Below are 26744 nucleotides of genomic sequence, written 5' to 3'. Positions count from 1 at the left end.
TCAGTGGTCGTGCTCGTCGTCGAAGTCCGCGACGCCGCGTTTCCAGTAGCCGGTCACGTCGTGGTCGTCCTTGCCGAGCCCGAGGTCGTTCTTGAGCCAGCGGCGCAGCGGTTTGATCTGCCCCGCTTCACCGGCGACCCAGGCGTAGAGCCGTTCCCCGGCCGGGACCTCGATCGTCTGGACCGCACGGGCGAGGACGTCGGACGCGCCGGGCGCCACGTCGCCTCGATGCAGCCAGTGCACCTCGACGTCTTCGGGCGCGGAGAGCTCGATCTCCTCGCTCGCGTCGGTGACCTCGATGAACGCCCAGCCCGCGGCGGTACGCGGCAGTTCTTCGAGCCAGCGCGCGATCGCGGGCAACGCGGTGACGTCACCGGCGAGCAGGTAGCGGTCGTAGGTGTGCGGCACGATCAGCCCGCCGGGCGGGCCGGCGACGTGCACCGGCGTGCCGGGCGTGACCTTCTCGGCCCAACCGGAGCCGAGCCCGCCTTCGTGCAGCGCCACGTCGAGGTCGAGTTCCCCGGAAGCCGGGTCGTACCGGCGGACCGTGTACTCGCGCGACGTCGGCGACGGCTTCGGCCAGCGCAGCATGTCGCCGTCCTGCACCGGGAGCCGCGGCTCGGGGTCCAGTTCGGGGAAGAGGATCTTCACGTGTTCGTCGGGCGAATGCGCCTCGAAACCCGCCGTTCCCGGACCGCCGAGCGTGACCCGGAGCAACCCGGAACCGATCATCTCGGTACGCACGACCTCCGCCCGCCGGATCCGGATCGGATACGGCACCTTCTCCGCGTGCTGTCCCGCACGGACCTCGGCGATGCGCTCCAGGTGCCGGTGGCGATGGTCGGCGCGGCTCACGTCGCGCTCCCGGTGAGGACCCGCGTCCAGTGTCCGAGGGTCGGCTGCTCGGCGAGGTCGGCGAATTCGAGCGTGTCGGCGCCCTCGGCGCGCCACTGCTCGACCAGGCCCATGATCCGCATCGAGTCGAGGCCGAGGTCGGTGAGGTCGGTCTCCGGCTTCAGCTCGGCCGGGTCGCAGCCGAGCAGTTCGGCGACGTCGGCGTGGATCTTCCGGACGGTCAAGCTCATCGCTGTGCTCCCGCGTGGATGGGGGCCAGCGCGGCGAGCGCGGCGGCCGTGGTGGTCAGTGCGCCGCAGCGCTGGGCGACGTACTCGCAGGCCTGGTCGTGGCGTTCGCGGGAGAAGTCCGCGACCGCGTCGCCGACCAGAAACGGCTGGATGTCGCGCATGAACGCCTCGACGGCGGTGGCCTGGCAGCCGATATGCGCGTAGACACCGGTGATCAGCAACTGGTCCCGGCCCGCTTCGGCGAGCTGTTCGGTGAACGTGCTGCGCTGGAACGCGCTGTAGCGCCACTTCGTCAGGACCTTGTCCCCCGGCTGCGGGGCGAGCTCGGCCACCACGTCGGCCGCGGCGGGATCGTCGTCGATGACCGCGCCGATCCCGTCGCCCCAGAACTCGGTGAGCAGGCCGCGGTCCTCGGCGGCCTGGTGACCGGGCTGCGCGGTATAGAACACCGGGACCCCCGCGGCGCGGGCGGCGTCGGCCAGCGCGGCGATGTTCGCGATCATCTCCGGGACCGGGGATCCCGTGTACGGCGCGAGGAAGTACCGCTGCGCGTCGTGGACCAGCAGCGCGGCACGGGCGGCGTCGGGTTTCCAGCCGACCCGTCCGGCGGGCAGCTCGGCCTCCGTCGGGAGGGCGTAGGGCTCGATCTTGGGCAGCGACACGTTCACTTCTCCTTCGCCAGGGCGGCCAGTGCCGCCCGCAGCTCGCGTTTGCTGGTCTTGCCGACGCCGGTCACCGGGAATTCCGGCACCACCTGGACCAGATCGGGCACCTTGAACGCCGCGACCCCGCGCTCGCGGACGAACCGGCGCAGCTCCGCCGCGGCGGGCTCGGCGCCGGCAGCCGGGACGACGTAGGCGCAGGTGCGCTCGCCCAGGTACGGGTCCGGCACCGCGACGACGGCGGCGTCGAGCACGCCGGGGTGGGCCATCAGGTGGTTCTCGACCTCTTCCGCGGCCACCTTCTCGCCACCGCGGTTGATCTGTTCCTTGGCCCGTCCGACCACTTCCAGATGCCCGGACGGATGCCGCCGCACGAGGTCACCGGTGCGGTAGAAACCGTCCTCGGTGAACGCGGTCTTGTTGTGCTCCTCGGCGCGGTAATAGCCGCGGATCGTGTACGGGCCGCGGGTCAGCAGCGCGCCGACCTCCCCCGGCGCGACGACGTCGTCCGAAGTGGACAGTGGATCGTCCGGGTTCACCACGCGGATCTCGTCGTCCGGCGAGATCGGCCTTCCCTGGGTCGCCAGGACGTACTCGTCGGGGTCGTCGAGCCGGGTGTAGCAGACCAGTCCCTCGGCCATGCCGAACACCTGCTGCAGACGGCACCCCAGCGCGGGCCCGATCTTCTCGGCCAGTTCACGGGCGCATTTCGCGCCACCGACCAGCAGGACGTCCAAAGAGGACAGATCGCGGGTGGTCCGCGCGGCCGCCTGCGCCCACGCGGCGGCGAGCGGCGGCACGAGCCCGGTGATCGTCACACCTTCGGCCTCGATGAGCCGGAACGCGGTGTCGGCGTCGGGACGCGGCGCGAACACCGTCGCCGCGCCCGCGTGCAGCGCGCCGAGCAGGCCGGGCGAGCTGAGCGGGAAGTTGTGCGCGACCGGCAACGCGGCCAGGTACACGCTTTCCGGGCGCAGGCCGCAGATCCGGGCGCTTTCCCGGACGCTGTAGAGGTAGTCGTCGTGCGTGCGCGGGATCAGCTTGGGCAATCCGGTGCTTCCACCGGACAACTGGAGGAACGCGACCCCGGCGGGATCGGGATCCGGCAGAGCGCGCGGAGTCGCCGCTTCGAGCACGGCGAATTCCTCCGTGCCGACGACGAAGACGTTACGCACCGAGGGGATCTCGGCGGCGACCGCACGGGCCATGTCCGCGTGGTCGAACCGTTCGTGTTCGCCCACGGTCAGGATCGCCGCGGCCTCGCTCTGCTCGGCGAAATGCCGCAGTTCGCTCGCGCGGTGCGCGGGCAGCGCGAACACCGGCAGCGCGCCGGCCCGCCACAGTCCGAACACGACGGACGCGAACTCCGGCACGTTCGGCAGTTGCACGACGACCCGGTCACCGGCCTGGATCCCGGCGCCGGCGAATCCGGCGGCGAGCCGGTGCGCGCGCTCGTCGAGTTCGGCGAACGTCCAGCGGGCGTTCTCGCCGATCACGGCGAGACGTTCGGCGTAGGCCTCGGCGAGGCTGGTCAGCAGCTTGCCGAAGGTCTGGCCGCGCCAGTATCCCGAAGCCCGGTAGCGCGCCGCGGTTTTCGGCGGCCAGGGCACGTGGTCGGCGGTCATTCCACTCCCTCCAGACCGAGGGCCCGCAGCATGGTGCCGAATTTCGCGCCGGTCTCGGCGAGTTCGGCCGCCGGATCGGAACCCGCCACCACTCCCGCACCGGCGAACAGCCGGACGGTCCGGTCCCGGACTTCGGCGCAGCGGATGGTGACGACCCATTCGCCGTCACCGTCCTGGTCGGTCCAGCCGACGAGACCCGCGTAATAGCCGCGATCCTCGGGTTCGAGCGCGGCGATGGTGTCGCGGGCGAGCGCGGTCGGGACGCCGCAGACCGCCGGTGTCGGATGCAGTGCCTCGGCCAGTCCGAGCGCGGACGAACCGGCGTCGCTCGCGTCGGCGAGCCGTCCGCTGATCTTGGTCGAGAGGTGCCACATCGTGGGCGTGCCGATCACTTCGGGTTCGGCCGGGACGTCGAGGTCGACACAGAACCGGCCCAGCACTTCAGCCACCTGGGCGGCGACGTGTGCGTGTTCGTCACGGTCCTTTTCGGACGTCAGCAGATCCTTGACGCGCCGGGAGTTCTCGGCGTCGTCGGCCACCCGCGGCCGTGATCCCGCCAGCGGGTTGGCCGTGACGACGCGACCGCGGCGGGAGACCAGGAGCTCCGGGCTCGCGCCGATCAGGGTGCGCGGCGCGGGATCCCCCGGCGCGCTGACGTCGACGGCGAAGGCGTGCGCGGCCGGGTCCGCGTGGACGAGGCGCGCCAGCAGCCGCGGCACGGCGACGGGGTCGCCACCGGTGACGTCGAGGCAGCGGGCCAGCACGATCTTGCGGAGGTCGCCGTCGCGGATCTCGTCCAGCGCCCTCGCCACGGCGGTGGTGTAGACCTCCGGCGCGGGCCGCGGCGACACCGTCCAGCTCCCACCGAGCGGGGCGACCGGACCACTCGCCTTCGGTGGTCCTGCCTTGCGTACCAGGGCGGGCACCACCAGACTGCTCGGCGCGTCGGGCCGGAATCCGATCGCGCCGGCGACGACGGGTTCGGTCACTCCCGCCACGAGAGCGGCGTCGAGGACTTCGGCGGCCGCGCGGGCACGCTTGCCGGGCGCCGCGTGGACCGGCGCGTACACGCCGTCGGCGAGCAGCGATCCTCGAGCGGACGAGTAGTAGAACGATCCGGGCAGGTACGCCGCCAGCAGATCGGCCGCCTGGTGGACCGGCCTTGGTCGGGCCGGTGCAGGTGAGGACACGACTGGATTCCCTTTCGCGAATACTACTGACCGAACAGGCGCCCGTGACACCCCAGTACGAAAGCGCCGACTTTCGGTTAGCCTAACCTAATCGTACGGACCCGAAAAGTCTTCGTTGCGTCATCGAGATCACGCGCGGAGCGTCGCGCCGCCGTCGACGTAGAGGTTCTGCATCGTGATGTGCCGCGCGCGATCGGAGGCCAAAAACAGGACGGCGTCGGCGATATCGGCGGGTTCCGCCATCCGGCCCAGTGGTATGCCGACCCGGTATTGCTCCGGATTTCCCGCGATGACACGGTCCGCGCCGTTCTCGTCCGTCCACAGTAGACGTTGCATGTCGGTGTCGGTCGAGCCGGGCGAGACGATGTTGCAGCGGATACCGGAACCGGCGAGTTCGAGCCCGAGGCAGCGGGTCAGCATGGTCGCCGCGGCCTTCGAAGCGGCGTACGCGGCCATCCCGCTGCGTGGGACTCCCGCCGCGTTCGACCCGACCGTCACCAGCACACCACTCCGGCGGGGCAGCATCCGGCGGGAAATCTCGCGGAGCACGGTGAAGACTCCGGTGGAGTTCACCGCGAAGGTCGCCGCCCAGTCCTCGTCGCTCGTGTCGCAGACGGACCCGGGCTTCAGCACACCCGCGACGGACGCCCCGATCCCGATCGGCCCGAGTTCGTTTTCGACCTCGCCGACCACCCGCGCGACGGCGGCGGGATCCCCGACGTCCGCGACGAACGAGGTCACCCCGTCCCGGGAAGCGCTTTCGACCAGGTCCACCGCCGCCACGATCGCGCCGGCCTCGGCGAGCCCGTCCACGACGGCGGCCCCGATCCCGCGCGCGCCTCCGGTGACGAGCGCGACCTTGCCCTCGATCCCCTCCACGCCACAACCACCCCACGTCCCGTTTGCTTAGCCTTGCCTAAGCTAGCGGCCGGAACCGGACAAAGCGAGGGACCGACACCGGTGATTCGGGCCACTCCTTCTTGGGGACTGGACGGCAAAAATGCCGTCGCACATGCGGTCCGTGTGTGCTTGGCCGCGTTCCGTGAAGTGCTGACGCAGCACCGGCACCGAGTTGGTCGGGGTGGTCGTGAGTGGCGATTCGTGTTCTAACCCGAATCGCCACTCACGACCACCTGTACCGAGACGGCGGCTTCGCGTGATTGGGCGGACGGCACGTGTGATCAGATGGACGACACGCTCGCGGCGAAGCTTTCGCCGTGAGTCGTCCGTCCAGACACGCGTGTCGTCCGTCTGATCACGTGTGCCGTCCATCCAGTCACACAAGACCGCCGCCACTCACGATTCCTAGCCAGGCAAGGGACAAGACAGCGGACCACGTACGGATCCCCCACCCTGCAACGTGATCTGCGCGCTTCCACCGAAAGAATCCCTGGCGGTGCACACGATCTGATCGACCGCCTTCGACGACAACCCGGCGACGCCGACCGACAAGGTCACCGTGACCCCGTTCGGCGCGGGTGTCTGGTCCAGCACCGCCGTGCCGGCCGGGACTTCCGTGGTGTACTGCCGTTCCCGCTCGCTCTCGTCCGGTCCGGCGGCGAGCAGGTCGACGGGACTCGCCGGGGGCAACTCCTCGGCGAGCGGGCGCAGCACCCGGATCGGTTGCCCACCGGACAAGAAGTAGAGCACCGCGGCGTTGGCCGGCCCCACCGGTGCGGGCGCTCCGGCGATCACGGCACTGGGCCGGACGCCGCAACCCGAGACCGTCGAGACGAGCAGAAGCGCCGCGAGCCAGGTCTTCCTCATGCCGTCCCTCCCCGCCGGGGCAAGCGCAGGGTGAACACCGCGCCGCCGTCGGTACCGTTGGCCGCGCTCAACATCCCGCCGTGCAGACGGGCGTTCTCCCAGGCGATCGCCAGCCCGAGTCCGCTGCCGCCGGACCTCGCCCTCGCCGAATCCGCCTTGTAGAACCGGTCGAACACGTGGGGCAGCACCTCGGGCGCCAGCCCGGGACCGCGATCCGAGACCTCCAGCGTGATCTGTTCCCCCGCTTCGGAAAGCCGGAGCGAGACGGGCTTTTCCCCGTGCCGCAACGCGTTCCCGACCAGATTCGCCACGATGACGTCCACCCGCCGGGGATCCCACTCGGCGAAGATCCCGGAGGGCAGCTCTCCCTCCACCTCGCCCGTCCAGCCCCGGATGCGCAGGCTCGCCGTGATCACCTCGGCGACGTCGACCTCCTCCGGGGCCAGTGCGGCGGCCCCCGCGTCGAAGCGGGAGACCTCGATGAGGTCGTTCACCAGCCGGGTCAGGTTGTGCGTCTCCTCGATGCTCATCTTCGCCGCGCGCCCGGCGTCCCCCGGCAGGCTCGACGCCTCCTGCTCCAGCACGTCCGCGACCGCGGTCATCGCGGCCAGCGGGGTGCGCAGTTCGTGCGAGACGTCGGCGACGAACCGCCGCGCGTCGGCTTCCATCCGTTCCAGCTCACCGACGTGGCGTTCCAGCGATTCGGCCGTCTCGTTGAACGTCCGCGCCACCCCGGCCAGTTCGTCCGAGCCGCGGACGCCGACCCGGGCCCGCAGGTCGCCCTCGCCCAGCCGCTTCGCCGCGTCACCCAGTTCCCGCACCGGCCGCAGGACCCCGCGGGCGGCCAGCAGCGCCAGCCCGACGGCGAAAACGAGCGCCAGCCCGCCGATCAGCCAGGCCCGGGTGGCGAGTTCGTCGATACTCGTCGCCTCCGGCACCATGCTGCGCGCGATGTAGGCCTCGATACCCGAATCCCGTTGCTGCCCACCGGGAAGCAGCACCGTGAACCTCGTGCCCACCACCAGCATCGGCGTGCCGCCGGCGTCGACCCGTTGCCAGGCGACGTTTCCGGCCCGGACCCGCTCGCGAAGCTCCGGCGAGATCAGCGACCGCATCTGCTGGTTCCCGCTCGCCCTGTCCTCGAACAGGACCAGGGAGCTCAGCTGACGATCGGACAGTTCGCCGCTGATCCGGCTCAGCGTCCCGTCACCCGGCGGCAGCGGGCCGAGCGGGAACAGCGCGGTGGCCTTGTCGACCAGCACGCGGGCGGTGGCGTCCTGAGCCTGCTGGAGGATCAAGGTCCGGGACTGGACGTAGCCGCCTCCGGCGACCGTCGCCGCGGTGATCACGACCAGCAGGCTGAACGCCAGGAGCAGCCGGGTACGCAGACCCCCAAGTTTCACAGCGGCCCGAACCGGTAGCCGAACCCGCGGACCGTCTGCACGTACACCGGCGCGGACGAGTCGTCCTCGATCTTCGCGCGCAGCCGCTGCACACAGGCGTCGACGACCCGGGAATCACCGAAATAGCCGTGCTCCCACACGCTTTCCAGCAGGTACTGGCGGCTGAGCACCCGGCCGGGGACCTGGGTGAGTTCGAGCAGCAGCCGCAGTTCGGTCGGGGCGAGGGCGAGCGGCTTGCCCGCCTTGGTCACCGTCAGCCCGGCACGGTCGATGCCGAGATCGCCGTGACGCTCGATCTCGACGGGCGCGGGCGCGGCGGCCGCCGGTTGCCCGGTGCGGCGCAGCACCGCGCGGATCCTGGCCTCCAGCACCTGGGCCCTGGCGGGTTTGACCACGTAGTCGTCCGCGCCGGCGGCGAGCCCGGCCACCACGTCGATGTCCTCGTTGCGCGCGGTGAGCATGATGATCGGCAGATCCCCCGCCGCGCGGATGCGGCGGCAGACCTCGAAGCCGTCGAGTCCGGGCAGCATGAGGTCCAGCACGACGATGTCCGGCGGCCGTGACGCGAGCCGGGCGAGGCCCTCCTCGCCGGTGGCCACCGCGTCGACCGCGTGGCCGCGTCCGCCCAGCGCCATGCTGAGCCCGTCACGCACGGCTTGGTCGTCCTCGATGAGCAGCACCCTGGGCATGCCGACGACTATCGCAGCGCCGGACGGAATCCGCTCGTCCATGACACGCCATGATGCCCGTCCCGTTTCCGCGGAACGTCCACGGAATGTCATCGTCACGTCACGACGTGATCCGTGCGGAACGGTGACATTTTCGTCGGCGTCCGCGCACTTCGCCGCGATCGGGTTCGGACAGGCGGCGGCGACCGTTGACGGCATGAAAGAACTCGTGCTCGCGGCGATCACCCGCGTCCTCGCGGTACTGCTGCTGATCCCCGCGTGGCTGGCCTCCCCCGGCCAGGCCCGCCGTCTCGCCTGCGGATGGGCGCTGTCGCTGCGCTTCCCCGCCGAGAACCTCGCCGGGCTCACCCCCGGAACGCTCGCCGCGTTCACCGACGCCAGAACCGAGGCGTTCTGGCGGCATCGCACACTCCTCGGCGTCACCTCGGGCCATCGCGACGCCGCCGAGCAGCATCGGCTGTTCCTCGCCGAGGCCGGGCGAAAGCGCGTCCTGCCACCGAAGGATTCCGCGCACGTCCGAGGCACCGCGCTGGACGTCCGGCCGCGCGAGGGCGCGCAGTGGTTGGAAGACCACGGCGCCCGCTTCGCCCTCTACCGGATCTACGACAACGAATGGTGGCATTTCGAGTACCGGCCCGGCGAGGCTCCGCCCGCGCGGTTGCCGCATCCGGGCTGGCAGGCCGGTGTCAGCCGGTGACGGTGATCCGTGGCGCCAGCGCCGCCAGGAACTCTGGCGCGTCGAAGATCTCGCCCGCCGACACGACCCCGGTCGCCTTGACCCGCCCGTCGAGCACCCGCTGCGCGGCCTCCACCACCAGCGGTGCCGTGATCGCGTAGATGTCCTGGCCCCGCGCGACGACCCGCCGTTCCTCGCCGCCGGATCGCACGACGACGTCGACCACGAACTCCTCGGCGGACGGGCCGTCCGCGGCGCGTGTCGGCGTCTGGGGCGCCACCACCTCGCGGGCCGCGTTCACGGTCATGTACGTGGTCACCTCGGGGATGTCGAGGTGACTCGGGACGGTGACGACGTCGGCCATCGTGAATTCGCCGAGCACGGCACGGGTCCCGAACGGCTCGGGGAAGTCCCAGTCCAGCTCCGGCAGCGCGTCCTCGCGGCGTTCGATGCGGCCGCCGGAGAACCGGATCCGCTTGCCGTCACGCCGTTCCCGCGAGACCTTGCCCGCCGCGCGGGTCCCCTCCGTCGGATGCCAGCTGCTCAGCGCGTACGCGATATGCGCTTCGTCCGCGGAAGTCCACTCACCCATCGCGGCGGTGACCATCAGATCGCCGAGCCCGCCGAAGAACGCCATCGCGGGGATCACCGTCGCTCCCCCGGCACGCTCACCGAAGTCCGCGAAGGTGTCCATGTTCGCTTCGAGTTCCGCGGCCACGTCCAGGTACGGGACGCCGGCCCGCAGCGCCGCTTCGATCACCGGTGCGGCGGTGTCGGCGAACGGCCCGGCCGCGTTGATCACCGTGTCCGCGCCCGCGAACGCGCGGTCGAGCGAAGCCGGGTCGTCGACCGAAGCCTGGCGGGTCTCGACGTCGGACCAGGGCAGGCCGCGCAGTTTGGCCTCGTCGCGCCCCACCGCGAGCACACCGAAGCCGCGCTCGCGCAATTCCGCCACCACGAACCGCCCGGTGTGCCCGTAGGCCCCGAACACCGCGACGTCGTACGTACCCATGATTTCTCCTGCCCTCGGTCGATCCACTGTGGACCATCCTGTCGGCGGAGCCCGCTGATCGACAGTGTCCGGAACGACATCATGCGTACACTTTCGGACATGAGTACGGTCGCCCTCGCCGCCACGGACGGCATGCTGCAGTTCGAGCTGTCCATCGCCCACGAGGTCTTCGACACGGGTCTGTACGAATTCGGGGTCTACGGCTCGGAGCCGGTGAAGGTCGGGCGTTTCCTGCTCGAACCGGATCACGGGCTCGATCGGCTCGCGCGCGCCGGCACCGTCATCGTCCCCGGCTGGGCCGACATCGACGTCGATCCGCCCGCGGACCTGGTCGAGGCCGTCCGTGCCGCCCACGAAGCGGGCGCGCGGGTCGCCTCCCTCTGCACGGGCGCGTTCGTCCTGGCGGCCGCCGGCCTGCTCGACGGCCGCCGCGCGACCACGCATTGGGCGCACACCGACGTCCTCGCCGCCCGGTATCCCTCGGTCGAGGTCGATCCGGACGTCCTGTACGTCGACAACGGCAGCGTGCTGACCTCGGCGGGCAAGGCCGCCGCGATGGACCTGTGCCTGCACCTGGTCCGTCGCGACCACGGCTCCGCGGTCGCGAACACCGTCGCCCGCCGCCTGGTCGTCCCGCCGCACCGCGCGGGCGGGCAGGCCCAGTTCGTCACCACCCCGGTGCCCGACCAGGACGACCATCCGCTCGGCGGGCTGCTCCCCTGGATCACCGAACGGCTGGACCTTCCGTTGACCGTCGAGGACCTCGCCCGGCAGGCCAACATGAGTTCCCGCAACCTGGCCCGGCATTTCCGGTCGGCGACCGGGACGACGCCGCTGCGCTGGCTGCTGACCCAGCGCATCCGCCGCGCGCAGGAACTCCTGGAGCGGACCGACGACAGCGTCGACCTGATCGCGGAAGCCACCGGGATGGGCACCGCCGCGACGTTGCGGCGGCACTTCAACCGGACGGTCGGTGTGCCGCCGGACAGCTACCGCCGCACCTTCCGCGCGGCTAGCGCAGCCGTGCCGTGATCAGGTCCGCGACGGCCGCCATCCCGGCCTCATTCGGGTGGTACGGCACACGGCCCGGCGCGGTCGTGTAGCGCTCCATCCACGGAACGGCGGCGCAGGCGTCGTGGTCGGCGCTGGCCGCGGCCGCCGGGACCAGGGTGGCCCGCTCGTCGCGCGCCGCCCGCCGGGTCGCCGCCGCCAGCCGGTCCGCGACCTCGCGTTCGAAGGCGAGCTGCTCCGGCGTGAGCGGAACGCCGTCGCACGCGGGCCTTTCGCCCGGGACGATCGTCAGGTAGTCGACGACCAGCACCCGTGCCCGCGGCGCGCGCCGATGGACCGCCGCGACGACGGCGCCGATCTTCTCGTGCACCGTGGTGAGCGCCGTGCGGACGGCGTTCCGGTCGACCTGGCCGCAGTTCGCACCGCCGGTGTTCTGGCAGCCGTAGGTGAACAGGCTCCCGACGTAGCCGACGTCGTTGCCGCCGATGGTGATCGTCACGAGCCGGGTGTCCCGGGTGACGGCCTCGATCTGCGGCGGCTGCCCGGACTGTCCGGCGGTGAGGATGTTCGCCGTCGTCGCGCCGCTGCAGGTGACATCGGTGAGGGCAAGACCGCGTCGCCCGGCGACGAGACTCGCGTAGTTCTTCGTCGAACGTCCGCACGCCGCCGGGGTTCCTGGCTGCTGCGGCGGGATTCCCGGCCCCGCCGCGAAGGAACTGCCCATCGCGACATAGCGGGCAGGCGCGTCCGCCTGCGCGGGCGGGGTGGCCAGAAGGGCGACCGAGGCCGCGGCGAGCACCGCGGCGGATATCCGCTTGAACATGTCGAACCCCTTATCTCGTAAAGGTGACCGGTTCCGATCCCGCGATGCCGTCGATGGCACCGAGGGCGAGCAGATCTTCGGGACGTGGCTTCAGCGCGTCGGCGAGGGCGGGGACGTCTTCTTGGCCCCGCTTGAGGATCCCGGCCGCCAGTTCCGGGGCGATGACGGAGAAACAGGCGTCCGGGGTGAGCCAGATCCGGTCCGCCGAACAGAAGGCGAGCGCGCCGCCCGATCCTCCCTCACCGATCACCAGGGTGGTGATCGGCACCTCGGCCGCCGCGATCGTGCCGAACAGCTCCGCGATCGCGTTCCCGGCGCCGCTGGCCTCCGCGGCCGGATCGGCGGCGGCGCCCGGGGTGTCGACGAGCGTCAGCACCGGCAGCCCCAGCCGGTCGGCGAGGCGGATCAGCCGGATCGCCGAGCGGAAACCGCCGGGGGTGGTCGCCGTCCCGGTCTGCGCCGCGAACGCGATCGCCCGTCCGTCCCGACTGCCGATCCCGCACACGGCGCCGTCGTCGATGCCGCCCCGGAGGGTGACGCGGGTGTCGAAGTAATCGTCGAGGTAAGCGGCCGCGCGTGGCCGGTCCGCCGACCGGGCGCGCTGGACGGCCTGCCAGCCGTCCGGCGCGGGGTCCAAGGCGCCGAGCGCGCGGGGCAGATCAGCCGGACGGTTGCGGGCACCACCGGTCAGTAGACCGAGCCAGACTTCCAGCCGCTCGGCGATCGCGTCCTCGGCCACCAGTTCGTCGACATATCCGGCCGCGTACTGGCTTTCCGCCGTATAAGCGGGATCGTCGGCGTACCGCGGCGGCCGGACCCGGCGTCCGGCGAAGCCCACCTGGGCGCCGGGCACGGCGAGCACGACATCGGCGTCGGCGCCGAGGGACGCCCACACGCCGCCGGTGGTGGGGTGTCGCGCGACGGTGATGTGCGGCAGTCCTTCTTGCCGCAACCGCGCGAGACCGCGGACGATCCGTTGCAGTTGCCGCAGTGCGGGAACGCCTTCCTGCATCCGCGTGCCGCCCGTGGACAGCAGCGAAACGACGGGCAGCCGGTATGCGCAGGCCTGATCGAGCGCCTCTTCGAGAAGCGTCCCGGTGCCGGTGCCGACCGAGCCGCCGAGGAAGCCGAACTCGAAGCGGATCGTCACGACCTCGTGTCCGCCGAATTTCGCGCGCGCCCAGACGACCGACTCGTCCGTGCCCGTGCGTTCCCTGGCACGGGCCAGGGAATCGGCGTAACCGTCCCAGCCCAGCGGGTCAGTCATGGAGCGCCCGCTTGAGGACCTTGCCCATCTCGTTGCGGGGCAACGCTTCCAGGTAACGCACCACCCGCGGCCGCTTGTGCGGTGACAGCAGTCCGGCGACGTGGTCGGCGAGTTCGGCAGCCGTCGGTTTGTCCGCGGCGGGGACGATCCAGGCCACGATGCGCTCGCCGAGGTCGTCGTCCGGCTCCCCGGTGACGGCCGCTTCGGCGACTCCCGGATGTTCCAGGAGCGCGTTCTCGATCTCGCCCGCGCCGATCTTGTAGCCGCCGCTCTTGATCAGGTCGGTCGCCCGCCGGCCGACGATGCGCACGTATCCGTCCGGATCGCGGATCGCCATGTCGCCGGTCTTGAACCAGCCGTCGTGCAGCGCGGCTTCCGTGGCGTCCGGCCGGTTCAGGTAGCCGAGGAACAGGTTCGGGCCGCGGACCTCGATCTCACCGACCGTCTCACCGTCGAGCGGTTCACCGGCGTCGTCGACCAGCCTCAGTTCGACACCGGGCACCGGCGGGCCGACCGCACCGGGCCGCCGGTCCCCCGTGGCGCGGACACCGCAGTTCATCAGTGTCTCGGTCATGCCATACCGTTCGACGACTCGCTGCCCGGTCGCGGCGGTGATCCGCTCGTGGTCGGTCGCGGGCAGGGCCGCCGAACCCGACACGAGCAGCCGCGCCGAGCCCACCCCGGCGGCCAGCGCGGGGTCGGCCTCGCAGTCGGCCGCCAGCCGGTGATACATCGTCGGGACACCGAAGAGCATCGTGCCTTGCCCGGCGAGTTCCTTCGCGGCGGCTTCGCTCGAGAACCGCCCGAGGTGGTGCAGCGAGCCGCCCCGCCGCAACGGGCCGACGACACCCAGGATCAGGCCGTGCACGTGGAAGAGCGGGAGGGCGTGCACGAGGACGTCGGCTTCGGTCCAGTCCCAGATCTCGGCGAGCGCGTCGAGATTCGACGCCACCGCGCGACGCGGGAGCAGGACGCCCTTCGGTGGGCCGGTGGTGCCCGACGTGTAGATGACGAACGCCGGAGCCTCCGGATCCGGTTCGACGCCCCGCCACGGCATGCCCGAGACGTCCAGCTCGACCGGAACCCGTTGCAGCGCCCCGAGTTCCGGCGGCAGCGCAACATCCGGCTCGGCGAGCACGAGATCCGGCGCGCTGTCGGCGATGATGTGCGCCAGTTCGCGTGATCCGGCCTTCGGGTTGATCGGCACCACCGGGACTTCGGCGGTCAGCGCGGCGACGATCGCGACACAGGTCCGCAGCGTCGGTGTCGCCCACACCGCGACCCGCGTGCGACCGGCGAGCCCGGCGGCGATCGGGCCCGCGACGGACGCGAGTTCGCCGTAGGTCAGGGATTCGTCACCGAAGCGCAGGGCGACGCGGTCGTTCCCGGCGGTCAGTCCGGACAGCATGGATCTCCTCCTCAGCCCCAGATGGGCACGACGAACACGAGCCAGGCGATCAGGGGCACGACGGCCACCACGAGCGCCCCGTAGACCAGAAGTTGTTTGAAGAACTTGTCGCGGTCGATGTCCTTCGCGTTGGCGAGGACGAGCGCGCCGTTGGTGGAGAAGGGACTGACGTCCACCATCGTCGCCGAGACCGCGAGGGCGGCGATCATGCCGACCGGCCCGATCGTGCCCTGCGCCAGGAACGGGACGGCGAGCGGGATCAGCGCGCCCATCAGCCCGACCGAAGACGCGAAGGCCGAGACGACACCGCCGATGTAGCACAGCAGGAGCGCCGCGAGCAGCGGGATCCCCACGGTGGTGACCGCGTTGCCGACGTAGTCGATGGTGCCGATCTCCTTCAGCACCGCCACGTAGGTCAGCACTCCGCAGATCAGCAGCACGGTCGGCCAGGTGATCTCGGAGACCGCGGAACGGCTTGTCTTGGGCCACGCGACGCTGAGCAGGACGGCGACGGTGATCGCGGTCAGCCCGGGGTCGAGATCGAACACCAGGGTGCCGACGACGAGCGCGATCAGCCCGGTCAGCGTCACGATCTTGGGGCCGTCCAAGGGAATGCGCTGTTCGTGCGGCAGCGGCTCCTCGTCGGTCCCGGCTCCGCCAGCGCCCGCCGTGACGAGCTGGCGGCGCCGCAGTTTGGTTCCGCCGAGGACGACGAAGAGGACGCCGGCGATGGCGAGGTTCATGCCCAAGCTGGCGAAGAACAGCACGACGGGGCTGCCGGCGATGTGGTTGCGTTCGACGATCCCGTTGACGATCGAGCCGTAGACGCTGATCGGCGAGAATCCGCCGCCCTGCGCGCCATGCACCACCATCGCGCCCATGAGCAGGGGGCTGATCTTGTAGCGGGCGGCGAAACCGAGCGCGATCGGTGCGACGATCGCGCAGGCCGCCGGGCTCACCGCGCCGATCGCGGTCAGCGCGCCGGTGACCACGAACATCACCCACGGGATGAGCGCGATCCGGCCGCCGACCAGCCGGACGGCCGCGGCCACCAGCCAATCGGTGGTGCCGTTGGCCCTCGCGATGGCGAACAGGTAGGTGACTCCCACCAGCACCACGAAGATGTCGCCGGGGAAACCGGCGAAGATGCCGTCGGTGTCCAGTCCACCGGCGAGGGTGCCGACGAGGAACGCGCCGGCGAAGGCCAGCGCTCCCATGTTGATCGAGCGGGTCGTGGCGAGCGCGAAGATCACCACGAGGACGAGGATCGAGATCAGCTGGGCGGACATGACCGTCCTCCTTGACGGCGGGAGCCCCCTGGCGAGTGGCCGAGTGGACTAGTGGCTGAGCCACTTTCCCTGCGAGTGGCTCACCCTGTCAAGGGATGAGTGGTAAATTGGCTGAGCCACTTGTCCAGTCAAGGGAGGGGACCGAGTGCCGGAGGCGTTGAGCCGGTTGAACCGGGCCAAGCTCTACGAGCAGGTCGTCGAGCGGATCAAGGCGCACGTCGAAGAGTCCGGCTTGCACGCGGGAGACAAGCTCCCCAGCGAACGCGATCTCGCCGAGCGGCTCGGGGTCAGCCGCGCGTCGATCAAGCAGGCGATCGTCGTGCTGGAAGTGCAAGGGCTGCTGGAGTCACGCCACGGCGGGGGCACCTACCTGCGCAACGATCACCTCGACGTCGAACCGGTCGACGAACTCGTCGCCCGTCGCAGCCGGCTTCCGGAAGTGCTCGAAGCCCGGGAGGCGATGGAGACCAAGCTGGCGGAACTGGCCGCGCTGCGGCGATCCGACGAGGATCTCGCCGCCATCGACGCGGCACTGGAGTTCATGAAGTCCGAGATCGAGGACGGCGGACACGGCGCCGAAGGCGACCGCCGGTTCCACGAAGCGATCACCGCGGCCGCGAACAACGCCCTCCTCGCCGAGTTCATGCGTTCGATCGACACGCAGATCGCGGAAAGCCGGAACGAGTCGCTGCGGCAGCCCGGCAGGCCGTGGCGTTCGCTGAGCCAGCACCAGAAGATCGCCGAGGCCATCCGGGCAGGCGCTCCGAAGGCGGCCGCGAACGCGATGCGGCAGCACGTCCAAACCGTCAGCAAGGTCCGCCTGCTGACCTGGGATCCGCAAGCCGACTAGGCGCGAGCAGCCCTTTCGCGGCGATCTCCCACCGTTCCACGCCGCCCGCAGCACGGTGACGGCCGAGCGGGTCGTGAGTGGCGTTTCGGGTTAGAACCCGAAACGCCACTCACGACACCCCTGTGCAGGGTTGGCCGTTTCGCGTGACTGGACGGACGACACGTGTGAGCCGATGGACGACTCACGTGACTGGTTGGACGACACGGCGAGTCGTCCCTCTGGACACGCGTGTCGTCCCGCTGATCACGCGTGTCGTCCATCCGCGCACTGCGGAAGGTACCGACCACCGGGACCCGGCGATCAAGGCGACAGGACCTTGCCCAACCGCCGCAACCCTTCGGCGATCGTCTCCGGCCCGTGTGAGGCGAACGACAGCCGCAACGCCGACCGGTCCGGCTCCCCCACCTGAAACGCCGAGCCCGGCACGTAAGCGACATCGTGACGCAACGCCTCGGGCAGCAGCCGGTCCGTGTCCGCACCACGGGGAAGGGTGACCCAGACGAACATCCCGCCGTCCGGGTCGGTCCAGGTCGTTCCGGGCGGGGTGATCGCGGGCAGTTCCGCCATCATCGCGTCCCGGCGCACGCGGTAGGTCGCGCACAGCCGCCGCACGTGCGCGTCGAGGTCCGCGGCGGCCAGATACTCGGCCGCGGCCGCCTGATCGATGGTCGAAGTGTGCAGATCGGTCGCCTGCTTGAGGATCGTGACGCGCCGCAGGAGGTCGCTCGGCGCACGGAACCAGCCCAGACGCATTCCCGGCGAAATTACCTTCGAGAAGGTGCCGAGGTAGATCGTGCGCCCGGCGAGTTCCGGGCGGGCCGACAGCGGTTCCTCGCGTTCGCCGCGATACCGGAGTTCGTGATACGGGTCGTCCTCGACGAGCCAGAACCCGTGGCGCGCGATCACTTCCGCGAGCGCACGCCGTCGCTCCGGGCTGACCGTGCGCCCGGACGGATTCGAGAACGTCGGGACGAGATACAGCAGCGAAGGCCGTTCCCTGGCGGCGATCTCGTCCAGCGCGACCGGGTCGATCCCTTCCTCGTCACCGGGAACGGGCACGATCCGCGCCTCGGCGAGCTGGAAGCATTGCAGCGCCGAGAGGTACACCGGCTCTTCCACCAGCACGGTGGCGCCGGGGTCGAGCAACGCGGTGCTCAGCAGTTGCAGCCCCTGCTGCGAACCCGTGGTGATCAGGAGATCGTCCACAGTGGTCGGAACTCCGCGACCGGACAGCCGCTCCGCGAGCAGCTCACGCAGCCGCGGATTCCCTTCGGTGGGCGAATACTGCAGGGCGCGCTGGGCGGGCCCGTCCGCGAGCGCCCGGTCGAAGGCGGCACGCAGGCCGTCCACATCGAACAGTTCCGGCGCGGGCACGCCGCCGGCGAACGAGATCACGCCCGGACGGGCGGTGAGCGCGAGCAGGTCGCGCACGGGAGAACTGGTGACGCCGTCCATACGACGGGCGAGGGGAAGAGACATGGAAGCTCCTCGGGAGAAACGTGCGACCCCAGTGCAGCAGCCGGGGATCTTCCCGTGCGAGCAGGCAACTACCGCCACGATAGCAGTTTCGCCTGCCCTAGGCTGTTGTTCGTGCCACTCGTGGAAATCACCTACGCGCCCCACCTTCCCGAAGCCAAACTGCGCGAACTCGGCTCGGTCCTGCCGCATCTCGTGTCCGTCGCGGTGGAATGCCCAGAGGAGCCCTACGACGGAGACCTTCAGCCAGGCGACGTGGAACTGCGCTTCCGCACCCCGGGACCGTTCGACCGCTTCGGACTCGACCTCCTCGTCGAGGTCCGGTCGAAGTGGTTCCCGAGCCGGGCGGACAACCGCCAGGAGCGGGTGGACCTGCTGCGCACCAGCATCGAGTCCGCGACCGGCATCGACGACGTCGGTGTGTATCTCGCGCTGCCCGTCGCGGCCTGGTCGCAGTCGGACTAGCCCTCCCCGAACACGTGCCGCCGGACGAACGGGCTCCGGAACTTGCCCTCCGGGTCCAGTTCGGTGGCCAGCGCCCGGAAATCGCCCAGCTTCGGGTAATCGGCCGCCCGGTGGAACAGCTTCCCCCAATGCGGCCGGACGTCGAACGGCGTCAGCCGGTCCTCCATGACGGGCAACAGCGCCCGGACCGCGTCCTCGTGCGGCAGCCAGGTGAAATGCAGCGCCACCCGGTCGCCGCCGTGGAACGGGCTGAGCCACAGCTCGTCTCCCGCGACCGTGCGGATCTCCGACGTGAGCAGCACGGGTGCCAGGCGGTCGCCGAGGGCGCGCATCGCCTCCATGGCCGCGACGGCGTGCCGGACGGGCACGAAGTACTCGGTCTGGAGTTCGTTCCCGATGCTGGGCGTGAAATCCAGGCGGAAATGCGGGATCCGTTCGTGCCACGGACCCGGTACCCCGAGCTGCCGCGTGCAGTTGTCCGCCGGGATGCCCGCCGCGTGCGCCGGATGCCGCGGCCCGTCCGCCGCCTTCGCCCCGAAGAAGTCCGCCCCCGGCCGCCCGGGTCCCTTGACCCAGACCTGGTCGACCTCGTCGCGGGCCCAATTCGTGAACAGGCTGACGCTGTAACCCGCGTCCTGGATCTCGTCGAAGTGCTCGTACACCGACTCCCAGGGCATGCCGTCGAAGACGTCCTGGCGGAGATCGAAGGACGGCACCAGATCGAGGGTCAGCCGCGTCACGACACCCAGCGCGCCGAGCGCGACCACGACCCCGTCGTGCCGGGAGTAAGTCTTCACCTCGCCGTCGGCGGTGACGAGCTCCAACCCGGACACGGCGGACGCCAGGCTCTGGTTACGCCGCCCGGAACCGTGGGTCGCCGTCGCGACAGTGCCCGCCACGGTGCAATGCGGCAGCGAAGCGAGGTTCGCCAGCGCGAAACCGGCCGCGTGCAACTGGACGGCGACGTCGCCGTAGCGGGCCGCCGCGGGCACCGTCACCGTCGCCGCTTCCGGGTCGAGGACAACCTCCGTGCCGAGCGCGGACAAGTCGAGCAAGACACCGCCAGGACAATCCGCGATGTCGTTGAAACAGTGCCGACTGCCGAGAGCCTTGACCGCGACCGCCAGGGCGACCGTTTCCCGAACCTCGTCGAGATCGCGCGGGCGAACGATCCGCTCCGCGGTGAAGGTCTGATTGCCCGCCCAGTTCGTCTCGCCCACCAGTCCCAGCCTAGATTGCCGAGGTCGGCTCGACACCGAGGAGGTTCACGCTGACCGGCATTCCCGGCGAGGTGTTGTCCATCGCGCTCCTGCTGATCGTCCTGGCCTTCGCGGTGATCCGGCCACGCGGCCTCCCGGAGGCGGTCGCCGCCGTCCCCGCAGCCGGGATCGTGCTGGTGGCGGGTGCGATTTCGTTCCCCGACGCGCTCGACGAGGTCACCAGGCTCGCGCCGGTCGTCGGCTTCCTCGCCGCGGTGCTCGTCCTGGCCAAACTGTGCGACGACGAAGGGCTGTTCCAAGCGGCGGGCACGCTCATGGCGCGGTTCAGCCGGGGGAAGCCGCGACGGCTGCTGCCCGCGGTGTTCGCGGTCGCGGCGGCGGTCACCGTGGTGCTCAGCCTGGACGCCACCGTCGTCCTGCTGACGCCCGTCGTGTTCGCCACCGCCGCGCGGATGGGCGCACGGGCCAAACCGCACGCCTACGCCTGCACGCATCTGGCGAACTCGGCCTCGTTGCTGCTGCCGGTGTCCAACCTGACCAACCTGCTCGCCGTCGCCGCGACCGGGATCTCGTTCCTGCGGTTCACCGCGCTGATGACCTTGCCCTGGCTCGCGGCGGTCCTCACCGAATACCTGGTGTTCCGCCGGTTCTTCGCCGCCGACCTGGCGGCCCGGCCCCGCGGCGGGAAGGTGGTCGCGGCCGGGAAGGTTCCCGCCTTCGTCCTGGTCGTGCTCGGGCTGACGCTGGCAGGTTTCGTGGTCACCTCCCTGATGGACGTCAGCCCCGCGTGGGCCGCGTTCGCCGGAGCCGCCGTCCTGGCCTGCCGCGCGCTCGCGCAGCGGCGGACCTCCCCCGCCGCGATCGTCCGCTCGGCGAGCATCCCCTTCGTCGCTTTCGTGCTGGCGCTGGCGATCGTGGTCCGTGCCGTGGTCGACAACGGACTGGACGAGGCACTCGGCCACCTGGTGCCGACATCGACCTCCTTCCTCGCCCTGCTCGGCGCCGCCGCGGTGGCGGCCGTCCTCGCCAACCTGATCAACAACCTGCCCGCGGTGCTCGTGCTGCTGCCACTGGCCACCGCGGGCGGGACACCGGTGGTGCTGGCCGTGCTGATCGGCGTCAACCTCGGCCCGAACCTCACCTACGTCGGCTCGCTGGCGACGTTGTTGTGGCGGAGGATCCTGCACCGGCACGACACCCGGCCCGATCTGGGCGAGTTCACGCGCCTCGGGCTGCTGACCGTTCCGGCGTCCATCGTGCTCGCCGTCGCCGGTCTGTGGCTCGGCCTCGCCTTGACTTCCACTCAGTGAGAAAATGAGCGCATGCCCGGCAATCTGTCCACGCCCGGCGCCGGTGTCGTCTCGCGGGCGTTCGCGCTGCTCGGCGCCTTCGACGTCGACCATCGCGAGCTGTCGCTCACCGAGCTCGCGAACCGCGCCGGCCTGCCGCTTCCCACCGCGCACCGGCTCGCGCGTGATCTCGTGGGCCTGGGCGCACTGGAGCGGCGCGAAGATCGGTACGCCGTCGGCAGGCGGCTGTGGAACCTCGGGCTGCTCGCGCCCGTGCAGTTCGAACTGCGGCAGGTCGCCGCTCCGTTCCTCCAGGATCTCTACGGCGCGACCGGGGCCACCGTGCACCTCGGCGAGCGGGACGGTGACCAGGTGCTCTACCTCGACCGGCTGTCCGGGAACGCGTCCGTACCGGTCGTCAGCCGAATCGGCGGACGGCTCCCTTTGCACGCCACCGGGGTCGGGAAGGTCCTGCTGGCCTGGGCGCCGGAGGACGTCCAGCGTCAGGTGCTCGCCTCGCTGACCCGCGTCACGCCGTACACCGTCACTCAACCCGGCCGACTGCGCGAACAGTTGCGACGCGTCCGCCGGGAGGGTTACGCGCAGACCGTCGAGGAGATGAGCCGGGGCGCCTGCTCGGTCGCCGTCCCGATCCGGCCCTCCGGTGGCGAGGTCGTCGCCGCGCTCGGCCTGGTCGTCCCGGATCTGAGCCGCGGCCGGGCAAGGTTGATCTCCGCGCTCCAGGTCGCGGCCGCCGGGATCGGCCGGAGCCTGCGGGTTTCACTGAGTGGAAGCGAACGCTAGGACTTCGGCCGCCACGCGACCAGACTCCGGTCATGCGTACCCCAGTCGCCATCGTCGGCGCCGGCCCGGCCGGACTCCTCCTGTCGCATCTGCTCGATCTGGCGGGGGTCGAATCGGTACTCGTGGAGACCCGCTCGCGCGAGTACGTCGAGGCGCGGATCCGGGCCGGCATCCTCGAACAGTCCACTGTGGACCTCCTTCGCGAGACCGGTCTCGGCGACCGGCTGGACCGGGAGGGCGACGAGCACCGCGGGATCTACCTGCAGTGGCCGGAGGAACGGCACCATCTCGATTTCGTGGACCTGGTCGGGCGAAGCGTCACCGTGTACGGCCAGACCGAAGTGACGAAGGACCTCGGCAAGGCGCGTGAGGCGGCCGGGCAACAGATCCACTACGAGGTCACCGACACCGCCGTGCACGACATCGAAACTGACCGGCCATACGTCACCTTCACCGACGCGGACGGCGTGCAGCGGCGGCTCGACGCCGACGTCGTCGTCGGCTGCGACGGCTCGTTCGGGCCTTGCCGCACCGCGATCCCCGACGCCGCGAAGCAGACTTGGGAGCGCACCTATCCCTACTCGTGGCTCGGTGTCCTCGCCGACGTGGCCCCGTCGACCGACGAGCTCATCTACGCGTGGCATCCCGACGGTTTCGCCATGCACTCGATGCGCTCGGCCACCGTCAGCAGGCTGTACCTGCAGGTGCCCAACGGCACCGACATCGGCGACTGGTCCGACGAGCGGATCTGGGCGGCGCTCGCCACCCGGCTCGGCCACGGCCAGCACGGCTGGAGCCTCACGCCCGGACCGATCACCGACAAAAGTGTGCTGCCCATGCGGAGTTTCGTGCAGCAGCCCATGCGGCACGGCCGTCTCTTCCTCGCCGGCGACGCCGCCCACATCGTGCCGCCCACCGGCGCCAAGGGCCTCAACCTCGCCGTCGCCGACGTCGCCCTCCTCGCCCCCGCGCTCGCCGCTTTGGTGCGGGACAAGGACTTCACGCTCGCCGACGCCTACTCCGACACCGCGCTGCGCCGCGTCTGGCGGTGTACGCATTTCTCGTGGTGGATGACGACGATGCTGCACCGTTCGGACGACCCGTTCGACGGGCAGTTGCAGCTTTCGCAGTTGCAGTGGCTGGCACGGAGCGAAGCGGGCCGCGCCGGGCTCGCGGAGAACTACGCGGGACTGCCCATCGGATTCTGACCACACGAGGCGTTGCCACCGCATAGGATCTCCCCGGCGTGGCCGGACGTCCCGATCTCCGGCGGAGAGCTGTGGAAGGCAGGCATGTCACCCTTAACGTTCGCGAGTATCGAGACCATCCCCCTGGTACTGCAACTCGCGGTCGGCCTACTCGGCCTGATCGTCTCGGTCAAAGGACGCGCCCGGGGAGTCTCCGGTCTGATGGTGGCCGCTTTCGCGGTCATGCTCGTCACGACGGTGTTGGCCATCGTGTGGCAGTTCCTGTCGTTGAGCGTGTCGGACTGGGTCGAGTCCGGCGGTCTGTCCGTCGACGGCATCCGCACGATCTACCTGGCGGTCGCCATCGTGTTCGACACCGCCTCGCTGCTCTCCTGGCTGCTGGTCGCGATCGCGGTCGTCAAGAGCGGCCGCCCTTCCCGGCAGCAGCAGGGCTTCGCGCCGCCGGCCAACTACCCGATGGCGCCCCAGCCGGGCTACCCGGTGGCGCAGCCGGGTCATGCCCCGCAGCCGCAGCCCAACCCTCAGGCACAGCAGCCGCCGAGCTGACGTTCACCCCGGTCACTCACCCGCGCCGTCGATGCCGCTCACGAGGTGACGTGAAGCCGCAGCAGGTCTTCGACTCCCTCGAGGAAGGTTTCGCAGACCGGCGCGGGGTCGGTCAGGCAGCCGGTGGCCATCGCGCCGTCCCGCAGCAGGACGAAGCGCCGGGCCGCGACCTCGGCCCGCGCGCTTCCCAAATGGGCCAGCACGCCGGTGATCACCCCCGCGAACCAGTGCCGGTGGGCGAGGACGGCCTTGTGCACGGGATGGGCCGGGTCCGGATACTCCGACGCGGCGTTGAGGAAGGCGCAGCCGCGGAAGCCGGGTGACCGGATGCCCTCCGTGATGTCGGCGGCGATCGCCCGCAGCGTGTCCGGCGCCGCAGCCCCCTGGGCGACGATGGCCTCGATCTGCCCACGGATCGCCTGATCGGCTTCCCGCAGGTAGTAGACGATCAGATCGTCCTTGCCCGGGAAATGCCGGTACAGGGTCGCGCGGGTCACCTTCGCTTCGGCCACGATCCGGTCGATGCCCACGGAGTGGATGCCCTCCGTGTAGAAGAGCCTCGTCGCCGTGGTGAGCAGCCTTGTGCGCGCTTCGGACGCTTGACCTTTAACCATTACGGCCATCTTACGGGATAGAACGTTCGGTCTTGACCGCACCGCACACCACTGACACAGTCCAGGTAGACCGAACGTTCTCCTCACCTATTCCAAGGAGCTCTCGTGAGCAGCCAAACCGCCACCCTCCGGCGCTTGTACTTCGTTCGTTTCGGCTTCGCCGTCGTGTGGGCGGGCCTGCTGTTCACGAGCGCGTCGAAGCTCGGCCCGCTCAGTGTCGCGCTGCTCGTGCTGTACCCGCTCTTCGACGTCGCCGCCGCCGTCATCGACCTTCGCTCGTCGAAGGACGCGCCAGGGCTGTACGTGAACATCGCGATCAGCGCGCTCGCCGGGATCGGCCTCGCGTTCGCCGCCGCGTCCGGCATCCCGGCGGTGCTGCGCGTCTGGGGTGCCTGGGCGATCGTGTCGGGCCTCGTCCAGCTCGCCGTCGGCCTCGGCCGCCGCGAACTGGGCGGCCAGTGGGCGATGATCGCCAGCGGCGCCATCTCCACCCTCGCCGGTACCGCCTTCGTCCTGCAAGCCGCGCAGCCGGACGCCTCATTGGTCAACCTGGCCGGGTACGCCGTGCTCGGCGGGATCTTCTTCCTCGTCTCGGCGATCCGCCTCGGCCGCTGACGCCAGAGAGACCTCCAGGACGTCGATGCCGACCGGGGTGCGGCGGGTGTCCAGGTCCGTGATCGACCAGGGACGGTCCAGCAGGGCCGCGAGGGCGATCCGGACCTGCATCCTGGCGAGATGGGCGCCCAGGCAGAAGTGGACACCGTGGCCGAAGGACAAGTGGGGGTTGGGCGTCCGGCCCGGGTCGAACGTGTGCGGGTCCGCGAAGACCGCGGGATCGCGGTTCGCCGCCGAGATCATCGCGACGACCCTCTGGCCCGGACGGAGTTCCCGGCCGCCGAGGACGGTCGGCCGGGTGACGAACCGGTCCGTCCCACCCGTGGGCGGTAGGTAGCGAAGGACCTCCTCGACGGCAGGCCGCAGGTCGGCGGGCTTCGGCCGGGACGCGAGGCAAAGAACGGCGTTCACGAGCAGGGTCTTGGTCGTTTCGTGGCCGTTGATCAGCAGCAACGCACAGAAATCGATCAGCTCGTCCTCGGTGAGATCCGACGCCAGCAGGGTCGCGATGACGCCGGTCGGACGCGCGAACTCTTCGCGGAAGTAGTCGCCCAGTTCGGAGATCGCCCCGTGGAAGGCGGCCTGACGCGACTCGTCCGCGGTGAACGTGCCGAAGAACGACGTGATCGCCTCGGTCCAGCGGACGAAATCCGGCCACCGCGACGGTCGCACGCCGAGCAGGCCCGCGATCGTGTGCACCGACAACGGGTAGGCCAGCTCCCCGATCAGGTCGAAATCCGCCCCGGCGGAGGCGAGCAGCGCGTCGACCCGCGCCGTGATCCCCGGTTCCAGTGACGCCACGGCCCGGGGTGTGAAGACCTGGCTGACGATCCGGCGCAGCGCGTGATGGCGGGGCGGATCCATCGCCTGGAGACCGCGCACCAACGGATTCGAGCCGTGCGGGACCGGCCCGGTGCTGTGGCGCAGCTCGTCGGACGAGAACACCGTGTGGTCGGTGAGCACCCTGTCCACTTCGGAATACCGGGTCACCACCCAGGCGCCGAACGACTCGGCGTACCGCACCGGGCCCACCTCTTGGGCGTGGAAAGCGAAGATCTCCTCGACGGACATACCCCGGAGGGTGCTATCCGTCCGCCGGCGCCGCTTGGAAGAAACGGACACACGACGCCCCGACCGCTCGCCGGAACTCCGCGAGCATGTGCGGCTGGTCGTAGAACCCGCTGCGGACGGCGATATCCGCCCAGTCCGGCGCCGGTGACGACCGCGCCAGCGCCATCGCCCGGTGCAACCGCACCACCCGTGCGTACGTCTTGGGGCTCAGCCCCACCGCCACCGAAAACCGGCGCCGCAGCTGTCGTTCGGACAGCCCGGCCGCGGCCGCGTGGTCGGACACCGGCGCCCCGGGCGTCTCGTGTACGGCTCGCAGCACCTGAGCGACCGCCCGGTCGGCCGGGCGGGCCGGTGCCCGCAAGGCCCGGAACGCGGCCTCGAGACCGGAACCGGGGAGCGGCATCCCGGCCAAGGGCACCTCGTCCGCGGCGATCCCCAGCACCGAGGCACATGTGCCCGGCCGTAACCGCACGCCCGTCAACGGCTCGGCCAGGCTCCCGGTCCTGGCCTCCGTTTCCGGGCCGGTCAACCACAGGGAACCGTCCGCGAACACCAGCAGGTCCACGTACGGCTGCGGCAACGCGGGCGGCAATTCCCCGCTGCGCCGCCAGATCCGGCCGACGCGGGGGCCCAGCTCGGCGGGCGGAGCGAAATCGCTGGTCACCACCTCATTCAACAC

28 protein-coding genes are annotated in these 26744 nt (G+C 70.6%); 9 read left to right on the top strand and 19 right to left on the bottom strand.

The window, feature by feature from the left end; all coding sequences use genetic code 11:
- From AB8M46_RS26835 to AB8M46_RS26795, 9 genes are all read right to left on the bottom strand, one after another.
- Entirely contained in the window at positions 1 to 855 is an 855-nt protein-coding gene (locus AB8M46_RS26835) for a siderophore-interacting protein (RefSeq protein ID WP_394362038.1), read from the bottom strand.
- Complete coding sequence (locus AB8M46_RS26830) at positions 852 to 1085, bottom strand: phosphopantetheine-binding protein (protein WP_394362037.1); 234 nt, start codon at positions 1083 to 1085, stop codon at positions 852 to 854. The genes AB8M46_RS26835 and AB8M46_RS26830 overlap by 4 nt, the downstream gene beginning before the upstream one ends.
- Positions 1082 to 1753 (bottom strand): isochorismatase family protein, encoded by a 672-nt coding sequence (locus AB8M46_RS26825; protein WP_394362036.1) that lies wholly within the window; start codon positions 1751 to 1753, stop codon positions 1082 to 1084. Before AB8M46_RS26825 ends, AB8M46_RS26830 begins: the two co-directional genes overlap by 4 nt.
- Positions 1750 to 3372, bottom strand: coding sequence for a (2,3-dihydroxybenzoyl)adenylate synthase (locus AB8M46_RS26820; RefSeq protein WP_394362035.1), 1623 nt, complete (start codon positions 3370 to 3372; stop codon positions 1750 to 1752). Before AB8M46_RS26820 ends, AB8M46_RS26825 begins: the two co-directional genes overlap by 4 nt.
- Entirely contained in the window at positions 3369 to 4562 is a 1194-nt protein-coding gene (locus AB8M46_RS26815) for an isochorismate synthase (protein WP_394362034.1), read from the bottom strand. Before AB8M46_RS26815 ends, AB8M46_RS26820 begins: the two co-directional genes overlap by 4 nt.
- A gap of 129 nt (positions 4563 to 4691) precedes the next feature.
- Positions 4692 to 5441, bottom strand: coding sequence for a 2,3-dihydro-2,3-dihydroxybenzoate dehydrogenase (gene dhbA / locus AB8M46_RS26810; RefSeq protein ID WP_394362033.1), 750 nt, complete (start codon positions 5439 to 5441; stop codon positions 4692 to 4694).
- Positions 5442 to 5867: 426 nt separating this feature from the next.
- Positions 5868 to 6329, bottom strand: coding sequence for a GerMN domain-containing protein (locus AB8M46_RS26805; RefSeq protein ID WP_378424859.1), 462 nt, complete (start codon positions 6327 to 6329; stop codon positions 5868 to 5870).
- Positions 6326 to 7732, bottom strand: coding sequence for an ATP-binding protein (locus AB8M46_RS26800; protein WP_037336882.1), 1407 nt, complete (start codon positions 7730 to 7732; stop codon positions 6326 to 6328). Before AB8M46_RS26800 ends, AB8M46_RS26805 begins: the two co-directional genes overlap by 4 nt.
- Positions 7729 to 8463 (bottom strand): response regulator, encoded by a 735-nt coding sequence (locus AB8M46_RS26795; protein ID WP_394362032.1) that lies wholly within the window; start codon positions 8461 to 8463, stop codon positions 7729 to 7731. The genes AB8M46_RS26800 and AB8M46_RS26795 overlap by 4 nt, the downstream gene beginning before the upstream one ends.
- 154 nt (positions 8464 to 8617) lie before the next feature.
- On the opposite strand from AB8M46_RS26795, the gene AB8M46_RS26790 reads away from it, so the two are divergent.
- A complete protein-coding gene (locus AB8M46_RS26790) occupies positions 8618 to 9118 on the top strand; it encodes a D-alanyl-D-alanine carboxypeptidase (RefSeq protein ID WP_037339819.1) in 501 nt (166 codons plus the stop codon).
- Here the strand turns inward: AB8M46_RS26790 and AB8M46_RS26785 are convergent.
- The gene (locus AB8M46_RS26785) at positions 9108 to 10109 is read right to left on the bottom strand and encodes a saccharopine dehydrogenase family protein (RefSeq protein ID WP_394362031.1); all 1002 of its coding nucleotides are present in this window, start codon (positions 10107 to 10109) and stop codon (positions 9108 to 9110) included. The genes AB8M46_RS26790 and AB8M46_RS26785 overlap by 11 nt on opposite strands.
- Before the next feature lie 99 nt (positions 10110 to 10208).
- Here AB8M46_RS26785 and AB8M46_RS26780 point away from each other — a divergent pair, with 99 nt between their 5' ends.
- On the top strand, positions 10209 to 11141 hold the full coding sequence (locus tag AB8M46_RS26780; RefSeq protein WP_052120686.1) for a helix-turn-helix domain-containing protein: 933 nt from the start codon (positions 10209 to 10211) through the stop codon (positions 11139 to 11141).
- Here the strand turns inward: AB8M46_RS26780 and AB8M46_RS26775 are convergent.
- The 4 genes from AB8M46_RS26775 to AB8M46_RS26760 are packed head-to-tail and all read right to left on the bottom strand — an operon-like array spanning position 11122 to position 15907.
- Positions 11122 to 11943: an SGNH/GDSL hydrolase family protein gene (locus AB8M46_RS26775; protein WP_394362030.1), complete on the bottom strand. Its 822-nt coding sequence runs from the start codon at positions 11941 to 11943 to the stop codon at positions 11122 to 11124. The genes AB8M46_RS26780 and AB8M46_RS26775 overlap by 20 nt on opposite strands.
- 10 nt (positions 11944 to 11953) lie before the next feature.
- Positions 11954 to 13210 (bottom strand): carboxyl transferase domain-containing protein, encoded by a 1257-nt coding sequence (locus AB8M46_RS26770; protein WP_394362029.1) that lies wholly within the window; start codon positions 13208 to 13210, stop codon positions 11954 to 11956.
- Complete coding sequence (locus AB8M46_RS26765) at positions 13203 to 14618, bottom strand: acyl-CoA synthetase (protein WP_394362028.1); 1416 nt, start codon at positions 14616 to 14618, stop codon at positions 13203 to 13205. The genes AB8M46_RS26770 and AB8M46_RS26765 overlap by 8 nt, the downstream gene beginning before the upstream one ends.
- Before the next feature lie 11 nt (positions 14619 to 14629).
- Positions 14630 to 15907 (bottom strand): SLC13 family permease, encoded by a 1278-nt coding sequence (locus AB8M46_RS26760; protein WP_394362027.1) that lies wholly within the window; start codon positions 15905 to 15907, stop codon positions 14630 to 14632.
- Positions 15908 to 16052: 145 nt separating this feature from the next.
- Here AB8M46_RS26760 and AB8M46_RS26755 point away from each other — a divergent pair, with 145 nt between their 5' ends.
- Positions 16053 to 16757 carry a FadR/GntR family transcriptional regulator gene (locus tag AB8M46_RS26755; RefSeq protein WP_378424843.1) on the top strand — a complete coding sequence of 235 codons (705 nt, stop codon included), beginning with the start codon at positions 16053 to 16055 and terminating at the stop codon, positions 16755 to 16757.
- 300 nt (positions 16758 to 17057) lie between these two features.
- Here the strand turns inward: AB8M46_RS26755 and AB8M46_RS26750 are convergent, their stop codons facing one another.
- Positions 17058 to 18236 carry a PLP-dependent aminotransferase family protein gene (locus tag AB8M46_RS26750; protein WP_394362026.1) on the bottom strand — a complete coding sequence of 393 codons (1179 nt, stop codon included), beginning with the start codon at positions 18234 to 18236 and terminating at the stop codon, positions 17058 to 17060.
- Between the two features lie 111 nt (positions 18237 to 18347).
- On the opposite strand from AB8M46_RS26750, the gene AB8M46_RS26745 reads away from it, so the two are divergent.
- Positions 18348 to 18698: a hypothetical protein gene (locus tag AB8M46_RS26745; protein ID WP_073844509.1), complete on the top strand. Its 351-nt coding sequence runs from the start codon at positions 18348 to 18350 to the stop codon at positions 18696 to 18698.
- Here the strand turns inward: AB8M46_RS26745 and AB8M46_RS26740 are convergent.
- Positions 18695 to 19918 carry an FAD-binding protein gene (locus tag AB8M46_RS26740; RefSeq protein ID WP_394362025.1) on the bottom strand — a complete coding sequence of 408 codons (1224 nt, stop codon included), beginning with the start codon at positions 19916 to 19918 and terminating at the stop codon, positions 18695 to 18697. The two genes, AB8M46_RS26745 and AB8M46_RS26740, sit on opposite strands and share 4 nt — an antisense overlap.
- Before the next feature lie 71 nt (positions 19919 to 19989).
- On the opposite strand from AB8M46_RS26740, the gene AB8M46_RS26735 reads away from it, so the two are divergent.
- From AB8M46_RS26735 to AB8M46_RS26720, 4 genes are all read left to right on the top strand, one after another.
- The gene (locus AB8M46_RS26735; RefSeq protein WP_081975769.1) at positions 19990 to 21228 is read left to right on the top strand and encodes an ArsB/NhaD family transporter; all 1239 of its coding nucleotides are present in this window, start codon (positions 19990 to 19992) and stop codon (positions 21226 to 21228) included.
- Positions 21229 to 21240: 12 nt separating this feature from the next.
- Positions 21241 to 22011, top strand: a complete 771-nt coding sequence (locus tag AB8M46_RS26730) for an IclR family transcriptional regulator (protein WP_394362024.1) — start codon at positions 21241 to 21243, stop codon at positions 22009 to 22011.
- Between the two features lie 32 nt (positions 22012 to 22043).
- Positions 22044 to 23219, top strand: a complete 1176-nt coding sequence (locus AB8M46_RS26725; protein WP_394362023.1) for a 4-hydroxybenzoate 3-monooxygenase — start codon at positions 22044 to 22046, stop codon at positions 23217 to 23219.
- An 84-nt stretch (positions 23220 to 23303) separates the two neighbouring features.
- A complete protein-coding gene (locus tag AB8M46_RS26720; RefSeq protein ID WP_394362022.1) occupies positions 23304 to 23765 on the top strand; it encodes a hypothetical protein in 462 nt (153 codons plus the stop codon).
- 38 nt (positions 23766 to 23803) lie between these two features.
- Here the strand turns inward: AB8M46_RS26720 and AB8M46_RS26715 are convergent, their stop codons facing one another.
- Positions 23804 to 24379 carry a TetR/AcrR family transcriptional regulator gene (locus AB8M46_RS26715; protein ID WP_378424830.1) on the bottom strand — a complete coding sequence of 192 codons (576 nt, stop codon included), beginning with the start codon at positions 24377 to 24379 and terminating at the stop codon, positions 23804 to 23806.
- A gap of 105 nt (positions 24380 to 24484) precedes the next feature.
- Here AB8M46_RS26715 and AB8M46_RS26710 point away from each other — a divergent pair, with 105 nt between their 5' ends.
- Positions 24485 to 24994, top strand: coding sequence for a hypothetical protein (locus AB8M46_RS26710; protein WP_378424828.1), 510 nt, complete (start codon positions 24485 to 24487; stop codon positions 24992 to 24994).
- Here the strand turns inward: AB8M46_RS26710 and AB8M46_RS26705 are convergent.
- Together AB8M46_RS26705 and AB8M46_RS26700 are read right to left on the bottom strand one after the other, a co-directional pair.
- A complete protein-coding gene (locus AB8M46_RS26705; protein ID WP_394362021.1) occupies positions 24917 to 26065 on the bottom strand; it encodes a cytochrome P450 in 1149 nt (382 codons plus the stop codon). The two genes, AB8M46_RS26710 and AB8M46_RS26705, sit on opposite strands and share 78 nt — an antisense overlap.
- Positions 26066 to 26078: 13 nt before the next feature.
- Positions 26079 to 26729: a helix-turn-helix domain-containing protein gene (locus AB8M46_RS26700; protein ID WP_394362020.1), complete on the bottom strand. Its 651-nt coding sequence runs from the start codon at positions 26727 to 26729 to the stop codon at positions 26079 to 26081.
- Positions 26730 to 26744: the final 15 nt, after the last annotated feature.

The sequence above is a fragment of the Amycolatopsis sp. SB7-3 genome (assembly GCF_041021335.1).
In the GTDB taxonomy this organism is placed as follows: Bacteria; Actinomycetota; Actinomycetes; order Mycobacteriales; family Pseudonocardiaceae; genus Amycolatopsis; species Amycolatopsis japonica.
This window is presented reverse-complemented; position numbering and strand designations above follow the sequence as displayed.

Bases quoted from the DNA above. Each gene is read 5' to 3' on its own strand.
- AB8M46_RS26765 (WP_394362028.1), bottom strand. From the start codon at position 14,618: ATGCTGTCCGGACTGACCGCCGGGAACGACCGCGTCGCCCTGCGCTTC.
- AB8M46_RS26760 (WP_394362027.1), bottom strand. From the start codon at position 15,907: ATGTCCGCCCAGCTGATCTCGATCCTCGTCCTCGTGGTGATCTTCGCG.
- AB8M46_RS26705 (WP_394362021.1), bottom strand. From the start codon at position 26,065: ATGTCCGTCGAGGAGATCTTCGCTTTCCACGCCCAAGAGGTGGGCCCG.
- AB8M46_RS26750 (WP_394362026.1), bottom strand. From the start codon at position 18,236: ATGTCTCTTCCCCTCGCCCGTCGTATGGACGGCGTCACCAGTTCTCCC.
- AB8M46_RS26720 (WP_394362022.1), top strand. From the start codon at position 23,304: ATGTCACCCTTAACGTTCGCGAGTATCGAGACCATCCCCCTGGTACTG.
- AB8M46_RS26795 (WP_394362032.1), bottom strand. From the start codon at position 8,463: ATGGACGAGCGGATTCCGTCCGGCGCTGCGATAGTCGTCGGCATGCCC.
- AB8M46_RS26830 (WP_394362037.1), bottom strand. From the start codon at position 1,085: ATGAGCTTGACCGTCCGGAAGATCCACGCCGACGTCGCCGAACTGCTC.
- AB8M46_RS26820 (WP_394362035.1), bottom strand. From the start codon at position 3,372: ATGACCGCCGACCACGTGCCCTGGCCGCCGAAAACCGCGGCGCGCTAC.
- AB8M46_RS26805 (WP_378424859.1), bottom strand. From the start codon at position 6,329: ATGAGGAAGACCTGGCTCGCGGCGCTTCTGCTCGTCTCGACGGTCTCG.
- AB8M46_RS26790 (WP_037339819.1), top strand. From the start codon at position 8,618: ATGAAAGAACTCGTGCTCGCGGCGATCACCCGCGTCCTCGCGGTACTG.
- AB8M46_RS26775 (WP_394362030.1), bottom strand. From the start codon at position 11,943: ATGTTCAAGCGGATATCCGCCGCGGTGCTCGCCGCGGCCTCGGTCGCC.
- AB8M46_RS26780 (WP_052120686.1), top strand. From the start codon at position 10,209: ATGAGTACGGTCGCCCTCGCCGCCACGGACGGCATGCTGCAGTTCGAG.
- AB8M46_RS26725 (WP_394362023.1), top strand. From the start codon at position 22,044: ATGCGTACCCCAGTCGCCATCGTCGGCGCCGGCCCGGCCGGACTCCTC.
- AB8M46_RS26785 (WP_394362031.1), bottom strand. From the start codon at position 10,109: ATGGGTACGTACGACGTCGCGGTGTTCGGGGCCTACGGGCACACCGGG.
- AB8M46_RS26770 (WP_394362029.1), bottom strand. From the start codon at position 13,210: ATGACTGACCCGCTGGGCTGGGACGGTTACGCCGATTCCCTGGCCCGT.
- AB8M46_RS26715 (WP_378424830.1), bottom strand. From the start codon at position 24,379: ATGGTTAAAGGTCAAGCGTCCGAAGCGCGCACAAGGCTGCTCACCACG.
- AB8M46_RS26730 (WP_394362024.1), top strand. From the start codon at position 21,241: ATGCCCGGCAATCTGTCCACGCCCGGCGCCGGTGTCGTCTCGCGGGCG.